Source organism: Massilia sp. UYP11 (genome assembly GCF_050434805.1).
In the GTDB taxonomy this organism is placed as follows: domain Bacteria; phylum Pseudomonadota; class Gammaproteobacteria; order Burkholderiales; family Burkholderiaceae_D; genus Telluria.
In genome coordinates, this window is record NZ_JBNDJE010000025.1 from 1 (window position 1) to 24,896 (window position 24,896).

At 63.8% G+C, this 24,896-nt stretch carries 25 protein-coding genes and 1 tRNA gene; 14 read left to right on the top strand and 12 right to left on the bottom strand.

Annotation, left to right across the window (positions count from 1 at the left end; translation table 11 throughout):
* Both ABIB38_RS21755 and ABIB38_RS21760 read left to right on the top strand, forming a co-directional pair.
* On the top strand, positions 1-628 hold a 628-nt coding region (locus ABIB38_RS21755), incomplete at its 5' end, for a hypothetical protein (protein ID WP_429206787.1).
* 53 nt (positions 629-681) lie between these two features.
* The gene (locus ABIB38_RS21760) at positions 682-1,353 is read left to right on the top strand and encodes a hypothetical protein (protein ID WP_429206788.1); all 672 of its coding nucleotides are present in this window, start codon (positions 682-684) and stop codon (positions 1,351-1,353) included.
* Here the strand turns inward: ABIB38_RS21760 and tssG are convergent.
* Genes tssG through tssE form a run of 3 tightly spaced genes read right to left on the bottom strand, consistent with a single transcriptional unit; the run spans position 1,317 to position 4,762 of the window.
* Complete coding sequence (tssG, locus tag ABIB38_RS21765; protein ID WP_429206789.1) at positions 1,317-2,453, bottom strand: type VI secretion system baseplate subunit TssG; 1,137 nt, start codon at positions 2,451-2,453, stop codon at positions 1,317-1,319. The genes ABIB38_RS21760 and tssG overlap by 37 nt on opposite strands.
* Positions 2,417-4,267: a type VI secretion system baseplate subunit TssF gene (tssF, locus tag ABIB38_RS21770; RefSeq protein WP_429206790.1), complete on the bottom strand. Its 1,851-nt coding sequence runs from the start codon at positions 4,265-4,267 to the stop codon at positions 2,417-2,419. The genes tssG and tssF overlap by 37 nt, the downstream gene beginning before the upstream one ends.
* Before the next feature lie 21 nt (positions 4,268-4,288).
* Positions 4,289-4,762 (bottom strand): type VI secretion system baseplate subunit TssE, encoded by a 474-nt coding sequence (gene tssE, locus ABIB38_RS21775; protein WP_429206791.1) that lies wholly within the window; start codon positions 4,760-4,762, stop codon positions 4,289-4,291.
* Between the two features lie 115 nt (positions 4,763-4,877).
* Here tssE and tssK point away from each other — a divergent pair, with 115 nt between their 5' ends.
* Complete coding sequence (gene tssK / locus ABIB38_RS21780; RefSeq protein WP_429206792.1) at positions 4,878-6,293, top strand: type VI secretion system baseplate subunit TssK; 1,416 nt, start codon at positions 4,878-4,880, stop codon at positions 6,291-6,293.
* A gap of 393 nt (positions 6,294-6,686) precedes the next feature.
* On the opposite strand, the gene ABIB38_RS21785 is transcribed toward tssK, so the two are convergent.
* The 4 genes from ABIB38_RS21785 to ABIB38_RS21800 all read right to left on the bottom strand — a co-directional run bounded on the left by ABIB38_RS21785 (position 6,687) and on the right by ABIB38_RS21800 (position 10,104).
* Positions 6,687-6,762: transfer RNA gene (locus ABIB38_RS21785), tRNA-Lys, on the bottom strand.
* 73 nt (positions 6,763-6,835) lie between these two features.
* Positions 6,836-8,632 carry a GspE/PulE family protein gene (locus ABIB38_RS21790; protein ID WP_429206793.1) on the bottom strand — a complete coding sequence of 599 codons (1,797 nt, stop codon included), beginning with the start codon at positions 8,630-8,632 and terminating at the stop codon, positions 6,836-6,838.
* Positions 8,633-8,651: 19 nt separating this feature from the next.
* Complete coding sequence (locus ABIB38_RS21795; protein ID WP_429206794.1) at positions 8,652-9,434, bottom strand: spermidine synthase; 783 nt, start codon at positions 9,432-9,434, stop codon at positions 8,652-8,654.
* A 127-nt stretch (positions 9,435-9,561) separates the two neighbouring features.
* Positions 9,562-10,104 (bottom strand): glycine zipper 2TM domain-containing protein, encoded by a 543-nt coding sequence (locus ABIB38_RS21800; RefSeq protein ID WP_429206795.1) that lies wholly within the window; start codon positions 10,102-10,104, stop codon positions 9,562-9,564.
* Between the two features lie 263 nt (positions 10,105-10,367).
* On the opposite strand from ABIB38_RS21800, the gene ABIB38_RS21805 reads away from it, so the two are divergent.
* The 5 genes from ABIB38_RS21805 to ABIB38_RS21825 all read left to right on the top strand — a co-directional run bounded on the left by ABIB38_RS21805 (position 10,368) and on the right by ABIB38_RS21825 (position 15,622).
* Positions 10,368-10,895: a barstar family protein gene (locus ABIB38_RS21805; protein WP_429206835.1), complete on the top strand. Its 528-nt coding sequence runs from the start codon at positions 10,368-10,370 to the stop codon at positions 10,893-10,895.
* A 73-nt stretch (positions 10,896-10,968) separates the two neighbouring features.
* Positions 10,969-11,610, top strand: a complete 642-nt coding sequence (gene purN / locus ABIB38_RS21810) for a phosphoribosylglycinamide formyltransferase (RefSeq protein ID WP_429206796.1) — start codon at positions 10,969-10,971, stop codon at positions 11,608-11,610.
* A 12-nt stretch (positions 11,611-11,622) separates the two neighbouring features.
* Complete coding sequence (locus ABIB38_RS21815) at positions 11,623-12,954, top strand: RsmB/NOP family class I SAM-dependent RNA methyltransferase (RefSeq protein WP_429206797.1); 1,332 nt, start codon at positions 11,623-11,625, stop codon at positions 12,952-12,954.
* 9 nt (positions 12,955-12,963) lie between these two features.
* Positions 12,964-14,277, top strand: a complete 1,314-nt coding sequence (locus ABIB38_RS21820) for a mechanosensitive ion channel family protein (RefSeq protein ID WP_429206798.1) — start codon at positions 12,964-12,966, stop codon at positions 14,275-14,277.
* 133 nt (positions 14,278-14,410) lie between these two features.
* Positions 14,411-15,622, top strand: a complete 1,212-nt coding sequence (locus tag ABIB38_RS21825) for a DesA family fatty acid desaturase (protein WP_429206799.1) — start codon at positions 14,411-14,413, stop codon at positions 15,620-15,622.
* A 61-nt stretch (positions 15,623-15,683) separates the two neighbouring features.
* Here ABIB38_RS21825 and ABIB38_RS21830 read toward each other — a convergent pair whose 3' ends face one another.
* The 4 genes from ABIB38_RS21830 to radC all read right to left on the bottom strand — a co-directional run bounded on the left by ABIB38_RS21830 (position 15,684) and on the right by radC (position 18,654).
* A complete protein-coding gene (locus ABIB38_RS21830) occupies positions 15,684-17,261 on the bottom strand; it encodes a DUF418 domain-containing protein (protein ID WP_429206800.1) in 1,578 nt (525 codons plus the stop codon).
* Positions 17,262-17,345: 84 nt separating this feature from the next.
* Positions 17,346-17,513: a 50S ribosomal protein L33 gene (rpmG, locus tag ABIB38_RS21835; RefSeq protein WP_005665735.1), complete on the bottom strand. Its 168-nt coding sequence runs from the start codon at positions 17,511-17,513 to the stop codon at positions 17,346-17,348.
* A 13-nt stretch (positions 17,514-17,526) separates the two neighbouring features.
* Positions 17,527-17,763, bottom strand: coding sequence for a 50S ribosomal protein L28 (rpmB, locus tag ABIB38_RS21840; protein ID WP_123069134.1), 237 nt, complete (start codon positions 17,761-17,763; stop codon positions 17,527-17,529).
* 219 nt (positions 17,764-17,982) lie between these two features.
* A complete protein-coding gene (gene radC, locus ABIB38_RS21845) occupies positions 17,983-18,654 on the bottom strand; it encodes a RadC family protein (protein WP_429206801.1) in 672 nt (223 codons plus the stop codon).
* A 102-nt stretch (positions 18,655-18,756) separates the two neighbouring features.
* On the opposite strand from radC, the gene ABIB38_RS21850 reads away from it, so the two are divergent.
* The 6 genes from ABIB38_RS21850 to ABIB38_RS21875 all read left to right on the top strand — a co-directional run bounded on the left by ABIB38_RS21850 (position 18,757) and on the right by ABIB38_RS21875 (position 24,055).
* A complete protein-coding gene (locus ABIB38_RS21850) occupies positions 18,757-19,209 on the top strand; it encodes an FKBP-type peptidyl-prolyl cis-trans isomerase (RefSeq protein WP_429206836.1) in 453 nt (150 codons plus the stop codon).
* Positions 19,210-19,226: 17 nt separating this feature from the next.
* The gene (gene ispH, locus ABIB38_RS21855) at positions 19,227-20,186 is read left to right on the top strand and encodes a 4-hydroxy-3-methylbut-2-enyl diphosphate reductase (protein ID WP_429206802.1); all 960 of its coding nucleotides are present in this window, start codon (positions 19,227-19,229) and stop codon (positions 20,184-20,186) included.
* Between the two features lie 204 nt (positions 20,187-20,390).
* Complete coding sequence (locus ABIB38_RS21860; RefSeq protein WP_429206803.1) at positions 20,391-21,320, top strand: branched-chain amino acid ABC transporter permease; 930 nt, start codon at positions 20,391-20,393, stop codon at positions 21,318-21,320.
* Between the two features lie 16 nt (positions 21,321-21,336).
* Positions 21,337-22,551: an ABC transporter permease subunit gene (locus ABIB38_RS21865; RefSeq protein ID WP_429206804.1), complete on the top strand. Its 1,215-nt coding sequence runs from the start codon at positions 21,337-21,339 to the stop codon at positions 22,549-22,551.
* 11 nt (positions 22,552-22,562) lie between these two features.
* On the top strand, positions 22,563-23,333 hold the full coding sequence (locus ABIB38_RS21870) for an ABC transporter ATP-binding protein (protein WP_429206805.1): 771 nt from the start codon (positions 22,563-22,565) through the stop codon (positions 23,331-23,333).
* Positions 23,333-24,055 (top strand): ABC transporter ATP-binding protein, encoded by a 723-nt coding sequence (locus tag ABIB38_RS21875; protein ID WP_429206806.1) that lies wholly within the window; start codon positions 23,333-23,335, stop codon positions 24,053-24,055. The genes ABIB38_RS21870 and ABIB38_RS21875 overlap by 1 nt, the downstream gene beginning before the upstream one ends.
* Positions 24,056-24,245: 190 nt before the next feature.
* On the opposite strand, the gene ABIB38_RS21880 is transcribed toward ABIB38_RS21875, so the two are convergent.
* Complete coding sequence (locus ABIB38_RS21880; protein WP_429206807.1) at positions 24,246-24,830, bottom strand: phasin family protein; 585 nt, start codon at positions 24,828-24,830, stop codon at positions 24,246-24,248.
* Between the last annotated feature and the right edge of the window lie 66 nt (positions 24,831-24,896).

The following is a 24,896-nucleotide window of genomic DNA, read 5'->3' on the forward strand; positions in this document are numbered from 1 at the left end:
GGGGTTTCATCATGACGGCACTCGCTGGCTTGGTTCGATGTCAGGATTTTACCCAGCCGCAGGCGTCTCGGCCGAGGTTTTTAGAGGTGGCCTTAGGCCATGTCTACAGTTTCCAGAGAATCTTTTTCGAATCGATCCCCCAATCGGACCCGATATGCGGAAGAACTTGAGACAACCTGGGCCGGGACTGGCCCAAAACGATGCTGTCCTCGCGGCTGGAAACCAACGGCTGCGGGAGCACAAGCTGATCGACATCGGTCCGGCGGTGGAGTGCAGTCGGGTGACGACTCTTCTCGGGCGGCCTTACCCGGTCCAGTTTCGACATCAAGGCGCAATCGATGCCTGGACGCGGGCGCTCGGGACGACCGAGGTCTGGCGTCGCTGGCAAGATCCAGGCACGCTGTGTTGGCAGATCAGGAAGGAGATCCTGCGGCAGTTCGAACTCGCACGTCCCGAGCGCCCGCTATCGGGGGTGATGGCCGAGATGCTCGCCGAGGATATGCAAAGGCTCGCGGTCGAGATCAGCGTGAACCTGAAATACCATTTGCAAAAAGGGACGGTGATCGAGGCTACGCCGGCACTGGAAACGCTGTTGACGCACTCGGACGTGGCCTCAGTCTGCCGATGAGCATGGTGGCGCCCCCTTATCGCGCCCAGTACCTGCGCTTCGGAGAAACGGCGATGCGTTACCTGAAGGTGCCGGTTGCACAGGCTGCCGACCATTTCTTCGACGGGGTGTTCTGTTTCCTGACGCCGCCCGCCGAGCCTTGCGCCGCCGGGGAGGCGCGCTGGACTCTGGAACTCGTCTTCGCCAGCAAGCGCCGGGATCTCTACAGGGGCCATGTCTCGCTGCTCGGCGAGACCGACAGGGGAAGCACCACGGTAGGCGAATGGTTGACCAGGGTGCTTGGCGCCGTCAAGGAGCAGCGGGACGGGGAGTTCCATCGGCCGATGTACGCTGCGGTCAGCTACGTGGTGAGGGTGTTCCTGTACATGGCGTTGAAACAGGCGCGCGTGACCGAGCACCGGGACCACGGCGAGGCACTGCGCCGCGCCGCCGGCCTGGGTGAGCGCAAGCGCGCCAAACTCTTGCAGAGATCGGCTTCCCTGTACGACGGCATTACCGTCGGTCCCGAGTCTCTGCCGTCAAGCGCTTCGGCTTGCGCGTCTGGAGGTGGCGTGACCCCGCACTGGCGCCGTGGGCACTTCCGGATGCAGCCCTGCGGTGCCGGCAACCAGCAGCGTAAGCTCATCTTTGTCGCGCCGGTGCTGGTGCATGCGGAGCATCTGCAGGGCGAGGTGCCCACGCCAAAATCCTACCGGGCCGGCGCGGGCGCAGTCACTGCGGCTTGATCCATGCCTAGCCCCTGTGATTGGCAGGACGCGGGTACCGGCAGGTGCAGCATGGCCTTGATTTCGGGGCGGCGGGCGACGCCATTCGTCCCGGTCAGGAACGTGCTCCAGCCAAGCCGGCGTGGCGTCGCCCTCGTGCTCAGCGTGAAGCGTTCGATGCAGGGAGGCGCCAGCAGCAGCCGTAGTTCGTAACGCACCGTTGGCGTCGCAAACAGGCTGGCCATCTCCGCCAGGGCCGCCAGCGTACTTCCCCCAGGAAGAAAACCCTGGACCTGAGCCTCATCCAGAGGGCCAATGTGCAGTCGGGCGCGCAGGTCGTGGCGCCACTGGCGCACGCCGAGCGCCGCACTGCTGCCCAGCGTCGGCGCCGTGACGCCGAGCGTACTGCGCCGGTTCAAGGGGACCGGCGCCCAACAGCCCACGAACTGCTCCAGTTGGACCGGAAGCCCGAAGTAGGCGCTCAACACCTGTTCGACCGTGCCTGCCGAAACCGGCCGGGTCCTGAGCAGGCCCGAGAAGTAGGCTGCCGTCTCCTGCCTTACCTGAGTGGCCGGATACGTGCGTCCGATGGCGGAGGTGGATTTCACGCCCGCCATGGCGGTCAGCATGGGAAGCAGGCGGTCCTGGCCCTGGACGTCGAGGCTATGCTCGACCCGGTACTTGGCCCAGGCTTCGTAGAACAGCCCAATCAGGCGGTTCGACAGCACGTCGAGCAGTTCGCGCTGGTTCGCGTCGCCGTCATGCGCCTTGCGGGCGGCGATCCGCTCGGTATCGTGGAGGGGAAGGGTGCCGCCGGCACCCAGCAGTCCAATGAATGCCGGCGTGATCCGGATGCGTTTCAGTCCGCCCTTGCGCAGGGAGGCAAGAGAATCCGGCACGTCCGGCTCGACCTCGAGCGAATGCACTTCGCTGGCCGGGAACGAGAGGGACAGGTTGTTCTGGAACCTGAGCACCTCGCGCATGGCACGCTCGTAGGGAATGCCCTGGCGCCGCAGTTCGCGCAGCAGGAGGTTGAGTAGCTGCGTGAATTCGAACTGGTGCGGTTCGGCCAGCAGCACGCCGATCACACTAGATTCATGCGTCCGCTTCGTGGCTTGCATCGGAACAGTTCCTTTCCGCTTTGCTGAGACAGGATGACGAGTTCGACAAAGCTGTTGATATGCACGTATAGCGCGAAGAACTGGTCGAGGACCTGCACGAACAAATGCAGGCCGGCGCCGGCGTAGGCTTCTTCGTCGAGCGTGAGGCGGATCTCGGTGCCATGCACCAGGGAGGAGCCGCGTTTGTGCCGCATCCAGGCCGTGGTCTCGCTCTGATCGAGGGCGACAATGCCGCCGATCTGCCGGCGCGAGACCGGCGACGGTGCGAAGTCGTACAGTGCCAGCATCTCCCGCAGGCCGTGCGCCCCTTCCAGCACCAGCGAATGATGGTTGAGCGCGAGGTGCGAGATCAGGCGCCAGTGCATGCCGGGTGTGTGCGCCAGCCGAACCGGACGCGTCGGCCTGCGCAACAGGCGGATCACGTTGCCACCCGTTGCACCGGGAACGGCCAAGTCTCCGTCCGGCGCGCCGATCTTGAGCGAGCATGGCAGGTCGCGGTTGGTGCAATTCAGATCGATGGACAGGACGTTGCGTTCTATTTCGAGCGGCTCGCAGTCGGCGTTGACGAGTGTGATCGATTTCTCATGGCCGGGACTGCAAATGGCAAGGGTTTCGTCATGGCGCATCAGCCAGTAGCGTCCACGTCCGGTGAGGCTTTCGTCGCCGTGCTGAAGCGAATAAAAGGGGCGAAATTCGGTGACGGTCGTGCCCGAGCCTTGCTGGCGCACCAAGTGCACCTGGTCGACCGAGTACACCTCGTACGCTTGCGGATGATTGCCGTGGGCCAGCAGGGTGTAGTCGGCCGACAGCTGGTCATAGGTGATCGGCACGCCCGGTTGCCTGAACAGGTTCACGACCGGCGTGCAGCCGGGCAGAAGATGCTGTTTGGACAGGCTCGCCAGCATTCGCGCCTTGTCGCCCTCGGGACGAATGTCGGCGATCGCCAGGCGCAGCGTGAAATGCGTGCGGCCGGCGGGTACACGTGCAAGCAACGCCCGGATGTCAACGTCGAGGAAATTGAATTTCTCGGGAAAAGCAAAGTACTCGGCGAGAATGCGGTAGGCCGTGTGGGAACGTGCATCAAACGGAACGAGCGCATCATCGTCAGCGAATCCTGCGGGCGTGACGGGAATGACCGGCAACCGTTCCCAGGGCCCGTCGTCTTCCAGTTGAAGATACGCGCACCGGGTGTACATGAATAAGGCATCGCGTAGTGCCGCGCAGAACGACGCATCGCCATCGGCGTACAGGCGTATGGCGGCAGCCGTGGAAGCGCAGAGCGGCTCACCTGGCCGCGCCGATGCGAACTTCATCGTCAGCGTGGCGCCGACGCCCGCGGGCAGGCGGGTAGCGACAGGTGCGCAGACGGCGGTGTCGAAGCTCGCGTCAAGCAGCACGACGGCCGAAGGCTTGACGTCGTAGACGGTCTTGAAGGTGCAAGCGACGCCGGCTACTGGCGTGGATGCGAGCAGGGCGCCACGAGGCATGTCGGGAATCGTTCCTGATTCTTCTTTTCCGCCTGGCTCTCCCAGCACGCGCGCGATCGCGCACGAGGGAAAAGGTCGCAGGTAATGAGGAAACAGCAGATTGAGCAGCGCCTCGGTGAACTGCGGATACGAATCGTCCACGCGCTTCGCGACGCGTGCGCTGAGCAAGGCGACGCCCTGGATCAAGCGTTCCACGTGCGGGTCGTCGCACGTGTCTCCGCCCAGCTGCAGTTTCGCCGCGACCTTGGGGTAGCGCTGCGCATACTCCCGGCACAGCGACCTGAGGGTGACGAGCTCGCGCTCGTACTTCGTGAACAGTTCATCCATGGGATCGGTGCTTTTCGCGTTCTAGTCCGTGCCTTCGATCGAATACTGCTGGAGGGAAGGCCGGAACACGGCGTTGAAGGACATCGGTTCGCCCAAGTGCGCGCCTTTGAGGCGGGCGGTGATGACGAAGTCGACGCGGTTGATCGCCCCCTGTCTCGGTCGCAGTGTCACCGCCACCTGATGCAGTCGCGGCTCGTGGCGGACGATTGCCATCTGGACGGCTTTGCAGATTTCCTGCTGATCGTCGTCGCTGCCCATACACATGCTGGCGAAGTCGATGAGGCCATAGTTCACGATCGATCCGGATACTGCCGAATAGGATTCCAGCGACGCCAGCGACAGCGCCGACCGGGTATTGAGGAGCGCCTGCAGGTCGCGCGTGACGCTGCGCATGGCTTCTTCCATTGCCCGCGCGCGCGTTTCGCGCTTGTTGCCCGATGGCGGGGCGTCATCCTCGTCGAGGCGATCGAACAAGCCGCGGGTAAAACCTTGCATGGTGTTCTCCTCCAAGGGGCCGGAAGCGACCACGGCAGCCATTATCGAGCCTTGCATGTGAAAAACGTTGCGCATCCACAATGGAGTGACGTGCGCAGGCCATTGGCACAACAGGATGAGCAAGATCAACGACTTCGACGAGTTGCGAAGTCATGCTTCCAAGAATCTGTCTGGTAAAAAACACTTCGAGGAGGAGCTCATGAGCGCGGCATCCAAGATCATGTGGTTGGAAGGCCTGACGTTAGGTCCGCAACATTTCCAGCGCCAGGATCTGTACCACGAAGCGCGGCTCAAGCGGATAGCCTCGGCCCTGAACCCGTACTTCTGGGGCGTGTGCGCGGTGCAATGGAATCTGGCCGGGCTGGGCAATAGCCGTCTTGGTGCGAGCGCGATGTCGATCATTTTCCCGGATGGGGAAATCTACGAGGCGCCCGAAGCCGACCTGTTGCCTGAGGCGGTCGACCTCTCGCGCCTGCCGGCTGACATCAGTACGTTCACGTTTTACGCCGCGCTTGCCCTCGTCAAGCCGCACGGCGGCAATGCGGACGAGAATGGGCGCTACGTGTGCCGCGAAATCGAAACAGTCGATCTGTTCAGCGAGGCCCTGGCGATCGAAGTGCCGTTCCTCAAAAAGCAGCCGAGGTTAATTACACACGCCGAGACGAGTGGCCTGCATGACAGCGTTCCCGTGGTTCGGATCCGGCGCGCGCCGGAAGGCGGTTTCGAGATAGACCCTTCATTCATTCCACCGAGCGTGACGATCGGCGCCGCCCCGGCCCTTCGCGGCTTGCTGGATGAACTGGTCAGCGTGATGACAGCGAAGATCGAATCGCTTCAGCGTACGCACCGCAAGGCGAGCAGCGAAGTGTACGAAGTCGGCGCGGGCGACATTTCGTCGTGGTGGATGCTCAATATCCTGAGCACGGCCAACGCCCAGCTGATGCACTGCGCCCGGTCCCCGGGATTGCATCCGGAAGCCATGTTTCGGCAAATGCTATCTGCCGTGGGCGGCCTGATGACGTTTTCCGACCGCTTCAAGACAGCCGATCTGCCGGCCTACCGTCACGAAGCGCTGGGTGAGGCGTTTACGGAGCTCGATGGATTGTTGCGCGATCTGGTCGATACGGTGATCGGGACAAAATATTTCATCATTCCGCTGGTCGCCGAGCAGGGCCGGCGTGCGTATTCGCATGCGGTGCTGGACCCGGCAAAAGTCACGCAACAGACACAGCTATGCCTGGCAGTCACCGCCGATATGCCGGGACTCGAACTGGTGGCGACGGTCCCCATCCGGCTCAAGGTTGCCGCACCCGATGCCATCGAAAGTATTGTCAAGTCGGCGTTGCCGGGTGTGCCGCTGGCGCATATGCCTCAGGTACCGCCGGCGATCCCGGTGCGGCCCAATACCTATTACTTTTCGTTGTCGACGAAGAGCGTGCTGTATGAAAAGACCTTGGAAGCCGGGGCGCTGGCGGTGTACGTCCCGGATGGCATCCCGGGACTGAAGATCGAGCTGATCGCCATTGCCTGATCCGGGCCAAGGCTGACGTCGGCCGGCGTATTACGCATCAATGCTCTCGGATTGCGAATATTTATGATCGTGCTTGCGTCGCATCGGCTGCGACCGGGAAGAATTCCGCAATGTTACCCAGGGTTCCATGGGTTCCCTGCGGCGTTGATGACCCGGTAGGGAATCTCGACGACGTCAGGGTACGACCTGCAGGAGATGGGCGGCTGGAAGTCAGCCGCGATAGTGCGGCGGTATGCGCACCTGGCGCCGGCGCAGATGGCGCGTCACGCAGCGGTAGTAGATGGGCTGCTGCGCGTCACAAGCACGGCACAGTAGGTAGAAGAGGGGACTGCCGCAGATACAAAAAAAGCGTCACGATCACTCGTAACGCCTTGATTTGATACTGCAAATTCGTGGTAGGCCGTGCGTGGCTCGAACACGCGACCAACGGATTAAAAGTCCGCTGCTCTACCAACTGAGCTAACGACCCGAAAGAGGCAGCATTATAGCCGACGCTTCCGGTTCGCGCCAGGGCTATCTGATATTTTCGACATGAACACAGGTCACGACAGCGCGGACGTCACCTTCAGCACCTCATCCGCCGTCGTCACACCCTCGACCACTTTCATCGCCCCCGCAATGCGCAGCGGCTTCATCCCATCCTTCACGCTCTGCTCGCGCAAGGTCCGCATCTCGCCAGATTCGCGGATCAGGCGTCCGAACCCTTCGCTCACCGTCAGCAGCTCATAAATGCCGGTCCGCCCACGATACCCGGTCTGCCGGCATTCCGGACATCCCACCGGCCGGTACACGGTCGACGGCTTCGCGATCTTCCACGCCCCGCCGATGCCGTCCCACACCTCGTCGCTCAATTCCCCGCCCGGCGCCTTGCAGACCGGGCAGAGCGTGCGCACCAGCCGCTGCGCCATCACGCCGATCAAGGTGGCTTCCAGCAGATAATCCGGCACCCCCAGTTCCAGCAGGCGCACCACCGCCGACGGCGCATCGTTGGTATGCAGGGTCGACAACACCAGGTGTCCCGTCAGCGCCGCCTGGATTGCCATCTCGGCCGTTTCCAGGTCGCGGATCTCGCCCACCATGATGATGTCGGGGTCCTGCCGCATCAGCGAGCGCACGCCATCGGCAAACGACAGGTCGATCCCCGGCTGCACCTGCATCTGGTTGAACGCGGGTTCCACCATCTCGATCGGATCCTCGACCGTGCACACGTTCACTTCGCTCGTGGCCAGCGCTTTCAGGGTGGTGTACAAGGTCGTGGTCTTGCCCGATCCCGTCGGCCCCGTCACCAGAATGATCCCGTGCGGGCGCTGCGTCAGCGCATCCCAGCGCTCTGCATCATCAGGCGGGAAACCCAGTTCCGGCAGGGTCTTGACCACAACTTCCGGATCGAAGATGCGCATCACCAGTTTTTCGCCAAAGGCGGTCGGCATCGTCGACAGCCGCAATTCCACTTCCTGGCCGCCGGCGGTGCGCGTCTTGATGCGGCCATCCTGGGGCCGGCGTTTTTCGATCACGTCCATCCGCCCCAAGAGCTTGATGCGCGCGGTCATCGCGATCATCACTGCCGCCGGCACCTGATAGACCTGGTGCAGCACCCCATCGATGCGAAAACGCACGGTCGCGAATTCGCGCTTGGGTTCGAGGTGGATGTCCGAGGCGCGCTGCTCGAAGGCGTAACCCCAGAGCCAGTCGACGATATTGACGATGTGCTGGTCGTTGGCGTCGAACTGCTTGTTCGATTTTCCCAGTTCGACCAGCTGCTCGAAGTTGTTGCGCATCGCGACGTCCTGCCCGCTGCTGCGGGCGGCGTCACGGATCGACTTGGCCAGCGCGAAGAACTGCGCGATGTACTGGGCGATGTCGAGCGGATTGGCCAGCACGAGCTCGATGCGGCGGCGCGCGACCTTGGCGATCTCGGGTTCCCATTCGGTCAGCGACGGATCGGCGGTCGCCACCACCAGCGTGGTCGCCGTCATTTCCACCGGCAGGATATTGAAGCGCGCCGCGTAGCTGGCCGACATCACGTCCGCCACCTTGGTGAAATCGATCCTGAGCGGGTCGATGCGGATGAAAGGCAGGCCCACCTTGGCCGCGCACCATTCGGTCAGCACATCCAGCGTCAGCAGCCGGTGCGGCGGCAGGTTCGACACCAGTTTGCACTGCGCCACCGCCGTCAGCGGATGCATGATGCCCGGCGCATTTTTCAGGATGCCCTGGGCCCGGGCGAAATCGGCTTTGACGGTGTCCTTGGTGACGATCCCGTCGGTCAGCAGCCACGAGAAAATCGATTGCAGGTCGAGCTTGCGCAGGCTGGCGGGTTTTTGCGGGATGGCGTTCACGGTGGCCCTGGCTGAATGGTCAATCGGTGGCGAGCAATCCCTTGACCCAGGATTTGGCAGGCAGCTTGGTTTGCGCCACGATCTGCGCGGCGCGCGCCTCGAGCGCGTCCTTGTCGAGCGTGGGGCGGGTCTTGAAGCACAGCGCCACCACGTTCCCGTCGTGCACCTCGGGCAGGCAGATCACGTGGCCGAAGGCGAACTTCATCGCCTTCAGGTTCTTGGCGAAGCTTGGATGGTCGCCGAACAGGTTGACGGTCATGATGCCGTCCTGCGTCAGGCAGGCGGCGCAGGCCTGGTAGAACTCGGGCGTGTCGAGCACCGGGCCGCGCGCGGTGGCGTCGTACAGGTCGCACTGCAGCACGTCATAGGCCTCATGGTTGGCCGGATCCCCGACGAAGTCGAGCGCATCCATCTCCAGCACGCGCAGGCGCGCGTCCTCGGGCGGCAGCTTGAACATCGCGTTGCAGATCGTGATCACCGACGCGTTGAGCTCGACGGCGGTCACGCTCGCTTGCGGGAACTGGCGATAGCAGAACTTGGTCAGGGCGGCCGTCCCCAGGCCGAGCTGGGCAATGGCCTGCGGCGCCTCGATGAACAGCATCCACGCCATCATCTGCTGCGCGTATTCGAGCTCGAGCCAGTCGGGCTTGCGCAGGCGCATGGCGCCCTGGACCCATTCGGTGCCGAAGTGGAGGTAACGGACACCGTTCTGTTCGGACAGCGTGACGGGTGCGAATGTCGGCTTGCGCGCGGGACGGCGCGAGGATTCGACTTGTTCGATGGATTTGCGTTTGATGAGCATAGAGAAGCCTGATGGAATCGCCCTATTATCGGGGGACGGGTTCCCCCAGCGCAAGCTCGGGGCCGAATACGACAACGCGGCCTCATGGGCCGCGTTGCTCGATTCTCAACGGTTCGCCGATGCGCGATCAGTACTGGCTGTATGCCTGCTGCCCGTTGTAGCTGTCCAGCGGCTCGACCGAGACGCGCAGGCGCACGCGGTTGCCCGGATCGCGGTTCATCAGCGACGTGTAGGTCTGGCCGCGGTATTCATACGTCACGTTGTAGCCGGCGGTGCGCGACTCGATCGCTTCCACGGTGCGGCATTGCTGCACCGCTTGTTCTTGCACGGTGCTGCCGACCGGGCGGCCATTGTTCTGCACGCGGTCGCCCACCATGGCGCCAGCGATCGCGCCGGCCGCCGATGCGGCGACTTTACCGTTGCCACCGCCGACCTGGCTGCCCAGCAGGGCGCCGGCGATACCGCCGATGATCGTGCCGCCGGCGCCGCGTTCCTGCTGCACCGGCACTTGCACGTAGTCGGTGCGGCATTCCTGGCGTGGGGTACGCACCTGCTCGAGGCGCGGCTCGACGCGCACCACGCGGCCGAAGTCCTCGAAGTCGGCGGCCTGGGCCAGCGGCAGGGTGGCGACGCCGAGGGCCGAGATGATCAATTTGGCTTGCAAGTTCATGGGAGTACCTCGTTGAGTGGTGCGACTTGATTCGTCGATTGGTTGCAGACTTCATGGTACGCCTATCGCAAAAAACCATCGAATCCACGTGGCAACAAAATGTAACAGCGAATAAAGCCTGGTCCAACACGCGCCAGAATGAAACCGGCCCCCGGAAGGGCGTTTCTGTGTCACATATGTACGTACCGATTCTTACAAATGGGCATCGGAAACTCACATTTGGGTTGCTTCCAATACCACAAAACGTTACCCTTACACAAATCATGGACTTATTGGCGTATAGCAACGACAGCGAGGTAAGAAGCAGCAGCGCTCCCCAGCGCCGCGAGGGGTGGCGCGATGGCGCGTTATTGACAGGTCGATTTGAGGAAAAAATGAGTTTGTTGATGAGAGTGGCGCCAAATCTTGTTCAAGCCATTCGCGCGTTTCGCGTTGCCGATTTGCAACAGGAGGCTGGGCGACTCGGACATCATTTCCTGTACGCCCACTGCGCCAATACGCTCACCAAGCAGCAGGTGTGCGCCCGCATCGGCGAGAATTTTTATTTCCCCAAACCGTGCAGCAAGAATTTCGATGCGCTGCGCACCTGCCTGACCGAGACCATCCACGAGGCCGGCCCCCAGCCGGGCTTCATCGTCGTGCTCGAGCAACTGCCGAGCGCGCAGAAGTTCGACAAGGAAGCGCGCGAAAACCTGCTCGACGTGTTCCGCGACGCGGCCGAATTCTGGGCCGAGAAAAAGGTGCCGTTCCGCGTGTTCTACTCGTTCGCGACGGTCCCGCCGACCGCCTGAGTCCCTCGAAACCCTCCCCGTAAGGGACCCGAGGGCTGCGGCCGGCAGCCGTCCTTACGGTACAATGCCGGCTATGAAAAACATCGTGATTCTCATCTCCGGCCGCGGAAGCAATATGGAAGCGGTCGTGCGCGCGCTCGATGCCGAAGGTTGGCCGGCCCGCATTGCAGCGGTGATCAGCAACAAGCCCGACGCCGGCGGCCTGGCGTTTGCCCAGTCGCGCGGCATCCCGACCGCCGTGGTGTCGAACACCGATTTCGCCACCCGCGCCGAATTCGACGCCAGACTGCAGGAAGTGATCGACACCTTCCAGCCCGACCTGGTCGTGCTGGCCGGCTTCATGCGCATCCTGACCGCGCCATTCGTGGAACACTATGCGGGCCGGATGCTGAACATCCACCCGTCGCTGCTGCCCCTGTTCCCGGGGCTGCACACGCACCAGCAGGCGCTCGACGCCGGCATGCTTGAGCACGGCGCGACCGTGCATTTCGTCACCGCCGAACTCGATCATGGCCCGTCGGTGCTGCAGGCCAGGATCCCGGTCCTGCCGGGCGACACGCCGGACCTGCTGGCCGAGCGCCTGCTGGCCGAGGAACACAAGCTCTACCCACGCGCCGTACGCCTGTTCGTCGAAGACCGCCTGGTCATCGAAGACGGCGCGGTGCGCATCGTCGCGCCCACGGACCACCCCCAGGCCGACGCCATCAGTATTTAATCAAGGATTTACATGAGATTGCCTCCAGCGATCGTCGCCAAGACCGAAGAAGTCTTGCGCGAGATTCTCCGTTTTACCTCGCCTGCCGATGTCACCCTGTCGCGCTTCTTCAAGGACAATCCACGCTTCGGCGGCCGCGAGCGCGGCGTCATCGCCGAAGCCGTGTACGCCGTGCTGCGCAATAAATCGTTCTTCACCGACTTCGCCGGCCATGGCAACACGCCATCGATGCGCAAGCTGGCCCTGCTGGGCCTGGCCGAGACCGTCGGCATCGACAGCATCGGCGGCCTGAGCGACGACGAGACCGATTTCCTCACCCGCATCAAGGAAGTCGACCGCAACCTGCTGCCGGGCCCGATCCGCGCCAATCTGCCGCAATGGCTGTTCGACAAGCTGGTGGCCCAGTTCGGCGAGCAGGAAGCGTTCGAGCTGGCGGCGGTGCTGAACACCCCGGCGCCGCTGGACCTGCGCGTCAATTCCATCAAGGCCGAGCGCGACGACGTGATCGCCCAGCTGGCGCAAGCGCCGATCGTGGCCGAGCCGATGCCGTTCGCGCCGCTGGGCCTGCGCGTGCAAAAGAAGCCGGCGCTGCAAAACCTGCCGCTGTTCAAGGAAGGCGCGATCGAAGTGCAGGACGAGGGCAGTCAGGTGCTGGCCCAGATCGTCGGCGCGCGCCGCGGCGAGATGGTGGTCGACTTCTGCGCCGGCGCCGGCGGCAAGACGCTGGCCCTGGGAGCGCTGATGCGCAATACCGGCCGCCTGTATGCGTTCGACGTGTCCGAGAAGCGCCTGACCAAACTGAAGCCGCGCATGGCGCGCAGCGGCCTGTCGAACGTGCATCCGGTGGTGATCGCGCACGAGCGCGATGCCAAGGTCAAGCGCCTGGCCGGCAAGATCGACCGCGTGCTGGTCGATGCGCCGTGCTCGGGCCTGGGCACCCTGCGCCGCAACCCGGACGTCAAGTGGCGCCAGCAGCCGGGCGCCATCGCCGAGATGCAGGAGAAGCAAGCTTCGATCCTGGACGCGGCCTCGCGCCTGGTCAAGAACGGCGGCCGCCTGGTGTACGCCACCTGCAGCCTGCTGAACGAAGAGAATGACTTCATCGTCGACGGCTTCCTGGCCAAGCATGACGACTTCGAGCTGGTGCCCATGCGCCAGGTGCTGGCCGAGCAGAAGATCGCGCTCGAAATGGACGACTACCTGAAACTGCTGCCGCACAAGCACCAGACCGACGGCTTCTTCGCCGCCGTCCTGCAGCGCAAGGCGCTGGTCAAGCCGGCCAAGGTCGTCGCCGCTGACGACGCCGACGCGGACGCCGCCGCCGCTGACGTCAGGGCCGAGTAAGGAGTCGCGATGCCGCTGTCCGACCTGGTGAGCGTTCTGCTGGACGATGCGCGCCGTCCCGCCATCGCCTGGCAGATCGTCGCCCTCGTCCTGTGCGTGGCGCTGGGCTGGGGCCTGGCGCGGCTGATCCACCGTTCGCTGCTGAAAGACCGGGCCCAGACGGCCGGCCTGATCAGTGTCGGCCTGGGCAGCTTCAGCCGCGTGCTGTGGCCGCTCCTGACCGTCGGACTGCTGGCGCTGGCCAAGACCGTGCTGGCGCAGTACCAGGGCGTGTCGCTGCTGCGCGTGGCCCTGCCGCTGTTCATGTCGCTGGCGGTGATCCGCACCTTCTTCTACCTGCTGCGGCGCGCTTTCGCGCGCCACGGCCAGCTGGGGGCGGCATTGCAGACCTTCGAGAAGGTGTTCGCCTTCGTGGTCTGGATCGTCGTCGCCATGCACCTGACCGGCATCCTGCCGGACGTGATGCGGGCACTCGAAAATACCGTGCTACCGGTCGGCAAGAACAAGATTTCGATCGCCGACCTGCTGCAGGGCGCGATCTCGATCGTCGTGCTCATGATACTGGCGCTGTGGGCCGGCGCCTCGCTCGAAGAACGCCTGATGGGTTTCGAGCGCATGCACAGCTCGCTGCGGGTGGCGATGGCGCGCGTGGGCCGCGCGGCCCTGATCCTGGTCGCCGTGCTGTTCAGCCTGTCGCTGGCCGGACTCGACCTGACCGTGCTGTCGGTATTCGGCGGCGCGCTGGGCGTCGGCCTGGGGCTGGGCATGCAGCGCATCGCCAGCAACTACGTGTCCGGTTTCATCATCCTGTTCGAGCGCAGCCTGTCGATCGGCGATCCGATTACGCTGGACAAGTATTCCGGCAAGGTGGCGCGCATCAATACCCGGTACACCGTGCTGCGCGGCGCCGACGGCACCCAGACCCTGCTGCCGAACGAGATGCTGATCACGGGCGTGGTGCAGAACCAGTCGGGCGCCAACCGCAACGTGCGCGCGGTCACCAAGCTGGTCGTGTCCTATGACAGCGACTTGTCGGTGGTGATGCCGCTGCTGGAAGCGCAGCCGCAGGGTGTGGCGCGCGTGCTCGAGACGCCGGCGCCGAACGTGCTGCTCAATGGTTTCGTGGCCGACGGCTACGAGCTCGAACTGGGCTTCTGGCTGGGCGACCCCGAGAACGGGCAGGGCGGTCCGATCTCCGACGTGAATCGCAAGATCTACGCACTTGTGCATTCCGGCGCGATCAAACTCGGACATCCGTCGATGGACACGCGGCTGCTCGACGCCCATATTACGAAGGTGGTGGGGCGGACTCCTCAGGAATAAGGCCGGGACAAGACCGGGACTGGCGCAAATTTGGGCGAGTAAAACTGCCGTGCGGCAGTAGAACCACGTAAAATGCCCGGTTGAGATGTGCGATCACGGTGGTTGCACATCGGATAAGCCCTTTGGAGACTGAATGAATTTCTTTGACGACGCCCTGCACGCCGTGCTGTCGTTCCTGTCGACCGGCCTGCTCGATTTCTCGGCATGGCAAGTCGTGATTTATACGCTGGTGGTGACCCATATCACGATCGCCGCCGTGACGATCTACCTGCATCGTCACCAGGCGCACCGTGCGCTCGACCTGCATCCGATCCCGAGCCACTTCTTCCGCTTCTGGCTGTGGCTGACCACCGGCCAGGTCACCAAGGAGTGGGCGGCGATCCACCGCAAGCACCACGCCAAGTGCGACACCGAAGAAGACCCGCACAGCCCGCAGACGCGCGGCATCCGCAAGGTGCTGTTCGAAGGCGCCGAACTGTACCGCGCCGAAAGCAAGGTCAAGGAAACCATGGACAAGTATGGCCATGGCACGCCGGACGACTGGATCGAACGCCATGTGTACACCGGCCGCAGCACGCTCGGCGTGGTTTCGCTGCTGGTGATCAACGTCGCCCTGTTCGGCGTGCTCGGCCTGACCGTGTGGGCGATCCAGATGATGTGGATCCCGATCACGGCGGCCGGCATCATCAATGGCCTGGGCCACTGGTGGGGTTATCGCAACTACGATTGCAACGATGCCGCGACCAATATCTTCCCGTGGGGCATCCTGATCGGTGGCGAAGAGTTGCACAACAACCACCACACCTATGCCACCTCGGCCAAGCTGTCGAGCAAATGGTATGAGTTCGACCTGGGTTGGGCGTATATCCGCATGCTGGAAACGGTCGGCCTGGCCAAGGTGAAGAAGGTGGCGCCGAAGCCGAAGCTGGCCAAGGACAAGGCGCAAGCCGACTTCGACACCCTGCAGTCGGTGATCGCCAACCGCTACGACGTGATGGCCAAGTACGCCAAGTCGGTACGCCACGCTTTCCACGAAGAATTCGAGCACCTCAAGCACAAGGCGCAACTGGAATCGCGCTTCCTGAAAAGCTCGCGCAAGCTGATGCAGCGCGAGCCGGCCAAGCTGGAATCGTCGCAGAAGCAGCAGCTGGTCGAGCTGTTCCGGCACAGCAAGGCGCTGGAAACCATGCACAACATGCGCGTCGAACTGGGCGCGATCTGGGAGCGTTCGCATTCGACCCGCGACCAGCTGCTGCACCAGCTGCAGGACTGGTGCAACCGCGCCGAAGCCTCGGGCATCAAGGCGCTGCAGGAGTTCTCGATGCGCCTGCGCACCTATGCCTGACCGACTGCGTCGCTAGGGGTATACAACAACGGCTTCTTCGGAAGCCGTTGTCGTTGGTGGCTTACGCGCTGCGCCGCAGCGGCGGCCAGGTCAGGTAAGTCAGCGCCCGCCACACCCATTCGAGCGGCCCGTACTGGAAGCGCGCCAGCCACCAGTGGCTGAACACGATCTGCAGCGCGCACAACAGCAGCGCGATGCCGACCTGTTCGCTCCTGCAGATGCCCCACCAGCCGAGCCCATGGGCGTAGAACAGCAGGGAAAACACCAGCGACTGCATCAGGTAATTGCTCAGCGCCATGCGGCCAAACGGCGCCAGCATGCGCACCCGGGCCAGGACGCCGCTGCCGTGCAGCGCCAGCAGCACCGCCGCGACGTAGCCGAGCGAGGCGGGCAGGCTGCCCAGGGTCATCAAGGCGTTCGCCAGGTCGTAGCCGCCGTCGTCGACGCCGGGAGGACGGCCGGTGCTGATCAGGCTGCTGAGCAGGCCAAGCCCGACCCCGAAGCCGATCCCGCCCACGGCCAGGCGCTGGAACAGACGCACATGGCGTCCGGCGTTGGCGATCACGCCGGAGCGCACGAACCAGACCCCGACCAGGAACACGCTCACGCCGACCACCACGAAGCCGGTTTCATCGCGCATGCGCGCCTCCAGGTGGCCCAGGCGCATCGCCACCGCGTCCGCGTAGCCGCCATTGGTGAGCACCTGCTTTTCTTCGATGCTGCGCGCCGTGCGCTCGCGGTATTGCAAGAGGGTGGCGGACGCGGCGTCGGTCTGTTCGCCGGTGGCGCTGGTGACGCTGGAGACGGGCCCTGACTGGGGCGCGAAGTGACGCACCGCGCCGTCGAGCGAAGTGAGGCCATAGGTGAGCACGAAGATCGCGACGCCGGCGCGCAGCGGCCGCGCCCGTTCTGGCTGGTCAAAGCCCCAGGCCAGCAGTCCGAGCAGCACGAGGGCCGCCCCGATCGCCAGCAGCGCCCCCATATCGCCCTTGCCGCCGGCGAAGTCGAGCATGGCCGCCAGCAGCATCAGGCTGCCCGGGACGATCGCCACCAGCGGGAACAGCGCGCGCTGCTCGCTGCGCAGGTACACGCCCACCAGGCCGGTGAACACGAGTGGCGTGACCAGCCAGCCGGCAAAGCCGAAGCCCGGCAGCTGGGCCAGCAGGAAGCAAGCGGCCAGCGCGCCGATCAGCCAGCGCGCGCGGGCGAACAGCATCAGCATCAGGGCCAGCGCGCCGATCGCATAGCTGATCAGGATGTCGCCGCTCCACAGCAGCAGGTAGTGCAGCAGGCCGAACAGGCCGAGGACGGCGATCCGGCGGCCATAGGCAGGCAGGAAGGGACGCTCGGCCGTGCGCGAGCGTTCCAGCATCAGGGCGAAGCCCATGCCGAACAGCAGCGAGAAAATGGTCCAGAACTTGCCGCTGACAACATAAGCGACGAGGAAGGCGGTCAGCCAGTCCAGGCCGTGCAGCCCGGCCGGGATGCCGTTGCCGGATTCGGCCACCGGGCGGTTGAAGAATTCGACGTTGGCGATGCAGATGCCGATCAGCGCGAAGCCGCGCAAGACATCGAGGGCATCGAGACGGTCGTGGGTGGGGATGGGAACGAAGGTGGAGGAGGAAGGCGAACTGGTCATTCCCCGATGGTAGCGCGGATTGACGGGACAACAAAAAACCGCCGGGCTTGCGCGCCGGCGGCTTCGTCAAGAAGACAAGATCGATTATTTGATCTTGGTTTCCTTGTAGATCACGTGCTTGCGTGCCTTCGGGTCGAATTTGGTGATTTCCATCTTCGCCGGCATCGTGCGCTTGTTCTTGGTGGTGGTGTAGAAGTGACCGGTACCTGCGGTCGATTCCAGCTTGATTTTGTCGCGGCCAGTTTTTGCCATGATAGCTCCCTAATTAAACTTTTTCGCCGCGGGCGCGCATGTCGGCCAGCACGACGTCGATGCCGAGCTTGTCGATCACGCGCAGGCCGGCGTTCGACAGACGCAGCGAAACCCAACGGTTTTCGGATTCGACGTAGATACGACGGTTCTGCAGGTTAGGCAGGAAACGACGCTTCGTTTTGTTGTTAGCGTGGGAGACGTTGTTACCAACCATCACACCCTTGCCGGTTACTTGGCAAACACGTGCCATAGTGCACTCCTTAAATATGTTCCAGAATTGGAAAAACGAGAGTATAGCGTGAAAAGCAAAGCGGAATCAATCACTTACGAAAAACAAAGGTGTCTTAACGCAGTGGAAAAATTTAACAATTCCCGATGAGTGTCGTAACTCGCTGTTTACGCTGTGTAATTTCAAGCAAATATGAGGGGCTGCGCCCGGACGCGGGCGCGGCCCGTTGAGGTTTATCGGTCACAGCTGTCCATTCTCGGCAAACGAGTGCACCTGGTTGCCCGCCACCACGAAGTGGTCCAGCACCCGGATGTCGACCAGCGCCAGCGCCTGCACCAGCGCGCCGGTCAGGCGCAGATCGGCCTCGCTCGGCTCGGCCACGCCGGACGGGTGGTTGTGCGCCAGGATCACCGCCGCGGCATTCCTGCGCAGCGCTGCCTTGACCACCTCTCTTGGATAGACGCTCGTCTGCGTGAGCGTGCCCCTGAACATCTCTTCGCAATTGATCAGGCGATTTTTCACGTCCAGGAACAGGACCATGAACGATTCATGCGTCTGCAGCGCGAACTGGCTGCGCAGGAAGTGGCGCACCGCTTCGGGCGAGCACAGCGCTTCGCGCCGGAACTGCTCGGCCACCGCGCGCCGCGCCAGCTCGAGCGCGGCCTGCAGTTGCGCGTACTTGGCCGGTCCCAGGCCGTGCAGCCGGCCGAACTCGCCCGATTCGGCATGCAGCAGCCGGTGCAGCGAGCCGAAGTGCGCCAGCGTGTCGCCCGCCAGCGTCACCGCGCTCTTGCCGGCCACGCCCACGCGCAGGAAGATGGCCAGCAATTCGGTGTCCGACAGCGCATGCGCTCCATCGCGCAGCAGGCGCTCGCGCGGACGGTCTTGTTCGGGCCAATCGCAAATTCCCATGTTTGATTCCTCGCCAAAAAAAGAGGCAGCCAAGGCGCAAGCCGCGCGCGTGGCTTACAATAGCGGTTTGCCTGATCAGGTATGCCCGTCACCACAAAGAACATGTCCAACGCTGCTCCCGTCGTCAACGAATCCTCTTACCTGACTCTGCATTACCGTCTGGCAGTTGCCGGTGGTTCTGATGTGATCACGACCTTCAATGGCACGCCCGCCACCTTGCTGCTGGGCCAGGGCCAGTTGGCGCCCTTCCTCGAGGCGCTCCTGATCGGCCTGCCGGAAGGCACGCACCAGACCTTCGAGCTCAGCGCTGCCCAAGCGTTCGGCGAGCGTAACCCGGAGCTGATCCAGTCGGTGTCGAAGGCGACCCTGGAAGACAATTCGGTGCCCGGCACCGAATACAACGTGGGCGAAGTGGTCGAGTTCAATGCGCCGAAGGGCGGCCGCTTCGCCGGCGTGCTGCTCGAATTGCGCGACGATGCGGCGCTGTTCGATTTCAACCACCCGATGGCTGGCCGCGCCCTGCAATTCGAGGTGAAACTGATTTCGGTTCTGTAAGAATGACAGGAACAATCATGGAAAACGAAATTCTGCTGGCCCAGCCGCGCGGCTTCTGCGCCGGCGTCGATCGCGCGATCGAGATCGTCGAGCGCGCCTTGAAACAATTCGGCGCGCCGATCTACGTGCGCCACGAGATCGTGCACAACGCCTACGTGGTCGAAGACCTGCGCACCAAGGGCGCGATCTTCATCGAGGAACTCGAAGACGTCCCGCCTGGCAACACCCTGGTGTTCTCGGCCCACGGCGTCTCGAAGGCCGTGCGCGCCGACGCCGAGGCGCGCGGGCTCTCCATCTTCGACGCCACCTGTCCGCTGGTGACCAAGGTCCACGTCGAAGTCGCCAAGATGCGCAAGCAAGGCGCCGAGATCATCATGATCGGCCACGACGGCCATCCCGAGGTCGAAGGCACCATGGGCCAGGCCGAAGAGGGCATGCACCTGGTCGAGACGGTCGACGACGTGCAAAAATTGCAGGTGCGTAATCCCGACCTGCTGGCCTATGTGTCGCAGACGACCCTGTCGGTCGACGACACCCTGGACATCATCGCCGCGCTCAAGGTGCGCTTCCCGAACATCATCGAGCCGAAGAAGGGCGACATCTGCTACGCCACCACCAACCGCCAGGAAGCCGTGAAGTTCATGGCGCCGCAGGTCGAGGTCGTGGTCGTCGTGGGCAGCCCGAACAGCTCGAACTCGAACCGCCTGCGCGAAGTGGCCGAAAAAATGGGCACGCCGGCCTATATGGTGGACAACGCCGGCAACATCGACCCCAGCTGGATCGCCGGCAAGAAGCGGATCGGCGTGACCGCCGGCGCCTCGGCGCCCGAGGTGCTGGTGCAGGCCGTGATCGACCGCCTGAAGGAACTGGGCGCGGCCAGCGTGCGCGCGCTCGAAGGCGTCGAGGAGCACGTGACCTTCCCGCTGCCGAAAGGCCTGGACGGCGCACGGACCGAGCCGGCAGCGCCTGCTACCTGAACTTTATTTCTCGTTTTCTCAGAAAACAAAATTTGCTACCGTAGCGATTTACCGTGATTAGTTTTCCAAGAGCCAAGTTATGATGGCGGGCTCGGAAAATTTGTCATGGTGAGCAGACCATGAGCGGCACTTCGGGAGTCATCCCGCAGTGCCGTTTTTACTGGTCGCTTCACTCGATACAGGCAGCTCAATACAGGCGGAACGATGGAAACCTTTATTCAACAGCTACTGAACGGCCTGGTGCTGGGCAGTATGTATGCGCTGGTCGCGCTCGGCTACACGATGGTGTACGGCGTGCTCAACCTGATCAACTTCGCCCATGGCGACGTGCTGATGATCGGCGCCATGATCGGCCTGACGATCCTGCAATTGCTCGAGGCTTATATTCCCGGCTTGCCGGGCTATGTCCAGCTGGCGGCCGCCATCCTCGGCGCGATTCCCCTCACCATGCTGGTCAGCATCCTGATCGAGCGCGTCGCCTACCGCCGCCTGCGCGATGCGCCGCGCCTGGCGCCCCTGATCACGGCGATCGGCGTCTCGATCCTGTTGCAGACCTTCGCCATGATGATCTGGGGCCGCAGCCCGCTCCCGTTCCCGCAACTGCTGTCGTCCGAACCGATCATGATTGGCGGGGCCATGATCTCGCAGACGCAAGTGCTGCTGCTGGTGCTGGCAGCCGTCGCCATGGGCGCCCTGGTGCTGCTGGTCGAGCGCACCAAGATGGGCCGCGCGATGCGCGCGGTGGCCGAGAACCCGCGCGTGGCCGGCCTGATGGGCGTGGACGCGAACCGCGTGATCGTCGCCACCTTCGCCATCGGCGCCGCGCTGGCGGCCGTCGCCGGCGTGATGTGGGGCGCCAACTATGCGTCGATCACCTTCACCATGGGCGTGCTGCCGGGCCTGAAGGCCTTCTGCGCCGCGGTGCTGGGCGGGATCGGCAACATCTATGGCGCCATGCTCGGCGGCCTGCTGCTCGGGATCATCGAAGCGCTCGGCGCCGGCTACATCGGCGACCTGACCGGCGGCTTCCTCGGCAGCCACTACCAGGACATCTTCGCCTTCGTGGTGCTGATCCTGGTCCTGACCCTGCGTCCGTCCGGCATCATGGGCGAGCGCGTGGCCGACCGCGCCTGACCACGAGGAGAACACCATGGCACTCCTGACCTTCGACACCCAGCACAAGCCGCGCCAGGCGTACGTCAGCATGGCGATCGTGCTGGCCATCATGCTCGCGTTCCCCTTCGTCGCCTCGCAGTATGGCAACTCGTGGGTGCGCATCATCGACATCGCGCTGCTGTACATCATGCTGGCGCTCGGCCTGAACATCGTGGTCGGCTTCGCGGGCCTGCTCGACCTGGGCTATATCGCCTTCTTCGCCGTCGGCGCCTACCTGGTGGGCCTGTTCTCGTCGCCGCAGTTCGCGGCGCTGCTGGAGTCGCTCATCTATTATTCGCCGGCGCTCGGCGAAGCGCTGGTGGCCTTCTTCGGTCCCGAGATCGCCCAGAACGGCATCCACCTGTCGCTGTGGGCCATCGTGCCGCTGGCGGCGTTGTTCGCCGCGCTGTGCGGCGCGCTGCTGGGCGCCCCGACTCTCAAGCTGCGCGGCGACTACCTCGCCATCGTGACGCTCGGCTTCGGCGAGATCATCCGCATCTTCATGAACAACCTGAACGACCCGATCAACTTCACCAACGGGCCGCAGGGGATCAACATGATCGACCCGATCCGCGTGTTCGGGGTGTCGCTGGCGGGCGAGCCGGGGTCTGGCGCCAACGTCATGATCGGCGACTACGCGATGCCGTCGGTGAACGCCTATTACTTCCTGTTCCTGGCCATGGTGATCGCGACGATCTTCATCACCGGGCGCCTCCAGCATTCGCGCCTGGGCCGGGCCTGGGTGGCGATCCGCGAAGACGAGATCGCGGCCAAGGCGATGGGCATCAATACCCGCAACGTCAAGCTGCTGGCGTTCGCCATGGGCGCGTCCTTCGGCGGCGTGGCCGGCGCGATGTTCGGCGCCTTCCAGGGCTTCGTGTCGCCCGAATCGTTCTCGCTGACCGAATCGATCGCGGTGCTGGCGATGGTGGTGCTGGGCGGCATCGGCCACATTCCGGGCGTGGTGCTGGGCGGCGTGCTGCTCGCGGCCTTGCCCGAGGTGCTGCGCCACGTGGTCGATCCGGCGCAGCAGGCGCTGTTCGGTAAAGTGGTCATCGAGGCCGAGGTGCTGCGCCAGTTGCTGTACGGCCTGGCCCTGGTGCTGATCATGCTGATCCGCCCGGCCGGCCTGTGGCCGTCGCCGAACAGGGAAGAGCGTCCCAACGCCGCCCTGGCGCGCGAGGAAGAAGAAGCGGCGGCCGCGCGATGAGTGGATATACCATGAGCGAACAAATCCTCCTGAACGTGCAGGGCGTGAACAAGCGCTTCGGCGGCCTGCAGGCGCTGACCGACGTCGGCATCCGGATCATGCAGGGCCAGATCTATGGCCTGATCGGCCCCAACGGCGCCGGCAAGACCACCTTCTTCAACGTGATCACGGGCCTGTATCAGCCGGACAGCGGCACCTTCGAGCTGGCCGGCAAGCCGTATTCGCCCTCGGCGCCGCACGACGTGGCCAGGGCCGGCATCGCCCGCACCTTCCAGAACATCCGCCTGTTCGGCGAGATGAGCGCGCTCGAGAACGTGATGGTCGGCCGCCACGTGCGCACGAAGCAGGGCGTGCTGGGCGCGATCCTACGCCACAGGGCGGCGCGCGAAGAAGAAGCGGCGATCCGGGCGCGCGCGCAGGAGCTGCTCGAGTTCGTCGGCATCGGAAAGTATGCCAACCGCACTGCGAAATTCCTGTCCTACGGCGACCAGCGCCGCCTGGAAATCGCGCGCGCGCTCGCCACCGATCCGCAACTGCTGGCGCTGGACGAACCGGCGGCCGGCATGAACGCCACCGAAAAGCTGGCGCTGCGCGAACTGCTGGTGAAAATCAAGGCCGAGGGCCGAACCGTGCTGCTGATCGAGCACGACGTCAAGCTCATGATGGGCCTGTGCGACCGCATCACGGTGCTCGAATACGGCAAGCAGATCGCCGAAGGCTTGCCGGCCGAGATCCAGAAGAACCAGGCGGTGATCGACGCCTACCTTGGAGGTGCCCACTGATGGCTGACATCGTTCTGAACATCGCCGGCCTGAAGGTTGCCTACGGCGGCATCAAGGCGGTCAAGGGCGTCGACCTCACCGTTGCGAAAGGCGAGCTGGTGACGCTGATCGGCGCCAACGGCGCCGGCAAGACCACCACCCTGAAGGCCATCACCGGCACCCTGCCGCCGTGCAAGGTCGAGGGGACGATCACCTATCTCGGCCAGCCCCTGCGCGGCACGCAGTCGTTCCGCATGGTGCGCCAGAAGCTGGCCATGGTGCCGGAAGGGCGGGGCGTGTTTACCCGCATGTCGATCCACGAAAACCTGTTGATGGGCGCTTACACGCGCGACGACCAGGCCGGAATCGATGCCGACATCGAGAAGTGGTACACCGTCTTCCCGCGGTTGAAAGAGCGGTCCAGCCAGCTGGCGGGCACGCTGTCGGGCGGCGAGCAGCAGATGCTGGCGATGGCGCGCGCATTGATGAGCCATCCGACCCTGCTGCTGCTGGACGAGCCGTCGATGGGCCTGGCCCCGATCATGGTCGAGAAGATCTTCGAGGTGATCCGAGACGTGTCGCGGCAAGGCATCACGATCCTGCTGGTGGAGCAGAACGCCAGGCTGGCGCTGCAGGCCGCGCACCGCGGCTACGTAATGGATTCGGGCGCGATCACCATGAGCGGCAATGCGCGCGATATGCTCGACGATCCGCGGGTGCAGGCGGCTTACCTCGGCGAATGAACCAGTCGTAGGGTCGGCGGCTCCGCCGCCGACGCGGTGATCGTTACCGGCTCCGATGCCGCGCCGGATGATTTGGCCGCCAACCATCACCGCGTCGGCGGCTCAGCCGCCGACCCTACGGCAAGGTCAGATGCAAGAAGGCCGGAGACGCGATTGCGTCTCCGGCCTTCGTTATTTGACCAGCCGCAGCTTAGGCCGCAGCGGCAGCCGTGGCAGCGCTGGCAGCATTGCCAGCCTTCGCAGCAGTTGCAGAAAATTGCGACACGGCGGCGTTCATATTGCTTTCCATCGCTTCGACCGCCTGCTTGGAGGTCTTGCTGAATTGCTCGTAGCCGGCGTTGGCGTTGCTGATCGCGGTCTTGACGGCGGCGACGAAGCTTTCCGAACCGGCCGGGGCGTTCTTGCTCACTTCGTCGACCAGCGAGATGACCTTGCGGTTGGCTTCGACGATCTGGCTTTCGGCGGCTTTCGAGAACTCGGCGCCGGTGCCGGTGGCGATCGAGGCCAGCTGGCGGCTGTACGACAGGGCTTTCTCCGCGTTCGGCTGGGCCTGCGCGGCGGTCAGCGAGAAGAACTCTTGCGGGTCCTTGGCGCTCAGCAGCTGGCGGGCAGCGGCCGACGAATCTTCCAGAGTCGAGCGCGCGGTGCTGATGTTCAGCTCAACCAGCTTTTCCATGCCTTCGAAGGTTTTCGAGGTCAGTGCCGAAAACAGGGCGAATTGCGATTCGAGGCTGGCCTTGGTGGCGTTCGAAAATTGTTCAGGGATTGCAAACATGTGGCTCTCCAAATATGTCGTTTCAAGAATGGACTATTGCCTGTGAAACAGGTTCTTCATCAAACC

What these genes read in the sequence shown, in the direction of transcription:
- ABIB38_RS21760 (WP_429206788.1), top strand. Translation starts at nt 682, where the DNA reads ATGCGTTACCTGAAGGTGCCGGTTGCACAGGCTGCCGACCATTTCTTC.
- tssG (WP_429206789.1), bottom strand. Translation starts at nt 2,453, where the DNA reads ATGCAAGCCACGAAGCGGACGCATGAATCTAGTGTGATCGGCGTGCTG.
- tssF (WP_429206790.1), bottom strand. Translation starts at nt 4,267, where the DNA reads ATGGATGAACTGTTCACGAAGTACGAGCGCGAGCTCGTCACCCTCAGG.
- tssE (WP_429206791.1), bottom strand. Translation starts at nt 4,762, where the DNA reads ATGCAAGGTTTTACCCGCGGCTTGTTCGATCGCCTCGACGAGGATGAC.
- tssK (WP_429206792.1), top strand. Translation starts at nt 4,878, where the DNA reads ATGAGCAAGATCAACGACTTCGACGAGTTGCGAAGTCATGCTTCCAAG.
- ABIB38_RS21795 (WP_429206794.1), bottom strand. Translation starts at nt 9,434, where the DNA reads ATGCTCATCAAACGCAAATCCATCGAACAAGTCGAATCCTCGCGCCGT.
- ABIB38_RS21800 (WP_429206795.1), bottom strand. Translation starts at nt 10,104, where the DNA reads ATGAACTTGCAAGCCAAATTGATCATCTCGGCCCTCGGCGTCGCCACC.
- ABIB38_RS21805 (WP_429206835.1), top strand. Translation starts at nt 10,368, where the DNA reads ATGGACTTATTGGCGTATAGCAACGACAGCGAGGTAAGAAGCAGCAGC.
- purN (WP_429206796.1), top strand. Translation starts at nt 10,969, where the DNA reads ATGAAAAACATCGTGATTCTCATCTCCGGCCGCGGAAGCAATATGGAA.
- ABIB38_RS21815 (WP_429206797.1), top strand. Translation starts at nt 11,623, where the DNA reads ATGAGATTGCCTCCAGCGATCGTCGCCAAGACCGAAGAAGTCTTGCGC.
- ABIB38_RS21820 (WP_429206798.1), top strand. Translation starts at nt 12,964, where the DNA reads ATGCCGCTGTCCGACCTGGTGAGCGTTCTGCTGGACGATGCGCGCCGT.
- ABIB38_RS21825 (WP_429206799.1), top strand. Translation starts at nt 14,411, where the DNA reads ATGAATTTCTTTGACGACGCCCTGCACGCCGTGCTGTCGTTCCTGTCG.
- ABIB38_RS21830 (WP_429206800.1), bottom strand. Translation starts at nt 17,261, where the DNA reads ATGACCAGTTCGCCTTCCTCCTCCACCTTCGTTCCCATCCCCACCCAC.
- rpmG (WP_005665735.1), bottom strand. Translation starts at nt 17,513, where the DNA reads ATGGCAAAAACTGGCCGCGACAAAATCAAGCTGGAATCGACCGCAGGT.
- rpmB (WP_123069134.1), bottom strand. Translation starts at nt 17,763, where the DNA reads ATGGCACGTGTTTGCCAAGTAACCGGCAAGGGTGTGATGGTTGGTAAC.
- radC (WP_429206801.1), bottom strand. Translation starts at nt 18,654, where the DNA reads ATGGGAATTTGCGATTGGCCCGAACAAGACCGTCCGCGCGAGCGCCTG.
- ABIB38_RS21850 (WP_429206836.1), top strand. Translation starts at nt 18,757, where the DNA reads ATGTCCAACGCTGCTCCCGTCGTCAACGAATCCTCTTACCTGACTCTG.
- ispH (WP_429206802.1), top strand. Translation starts at nt 19,227, where the DNA reads ATGGAAAACGAAATTCTGCTGGCCCAGCCGCGCGGCTTCTGCGCCGGC.
- ABIB38_RS21860 (WP_429206803.1), top strand. Translation starts at nt 20,391, where the DNA reads ATGGAAACCTTTATTCAACAGCTACTGAACGGCCTGGTGCTGGGCAGT.
- ABIB38_RS21865 (WP_429206804.1), top strand. Translation starts at nt 21,337, where the DNA reads ATGGCACTCCTGACCTTCGACACCCAGCACAAGCCGCGCCAGGCGTAC.
- ABIB38_RS21870 (WP_429206805.1), top strand. Translation starts at nt 22,563, where the DNA reads ATGAGCGAACAAATCCTCCTGAACGTGCAGGGCGTGAACAAGCGCTTC.
- ABIB38_RS21875 (WP_429206806.1), top strand. Translation starts at nt 23,333, where the DNA reads ATGGCTGACATCGTTCTGAACATCGCCGGCCTGAAGGTTGCCTACGGC.
- ABIB38_RS21880 (WP_429206807.1), bottom strand. Translation starts at nt 24,830, where the DNA reads ATGTTTGCAATCCCTGAACAATTTTCGAACGCCACCAAGGCCAGCCTC.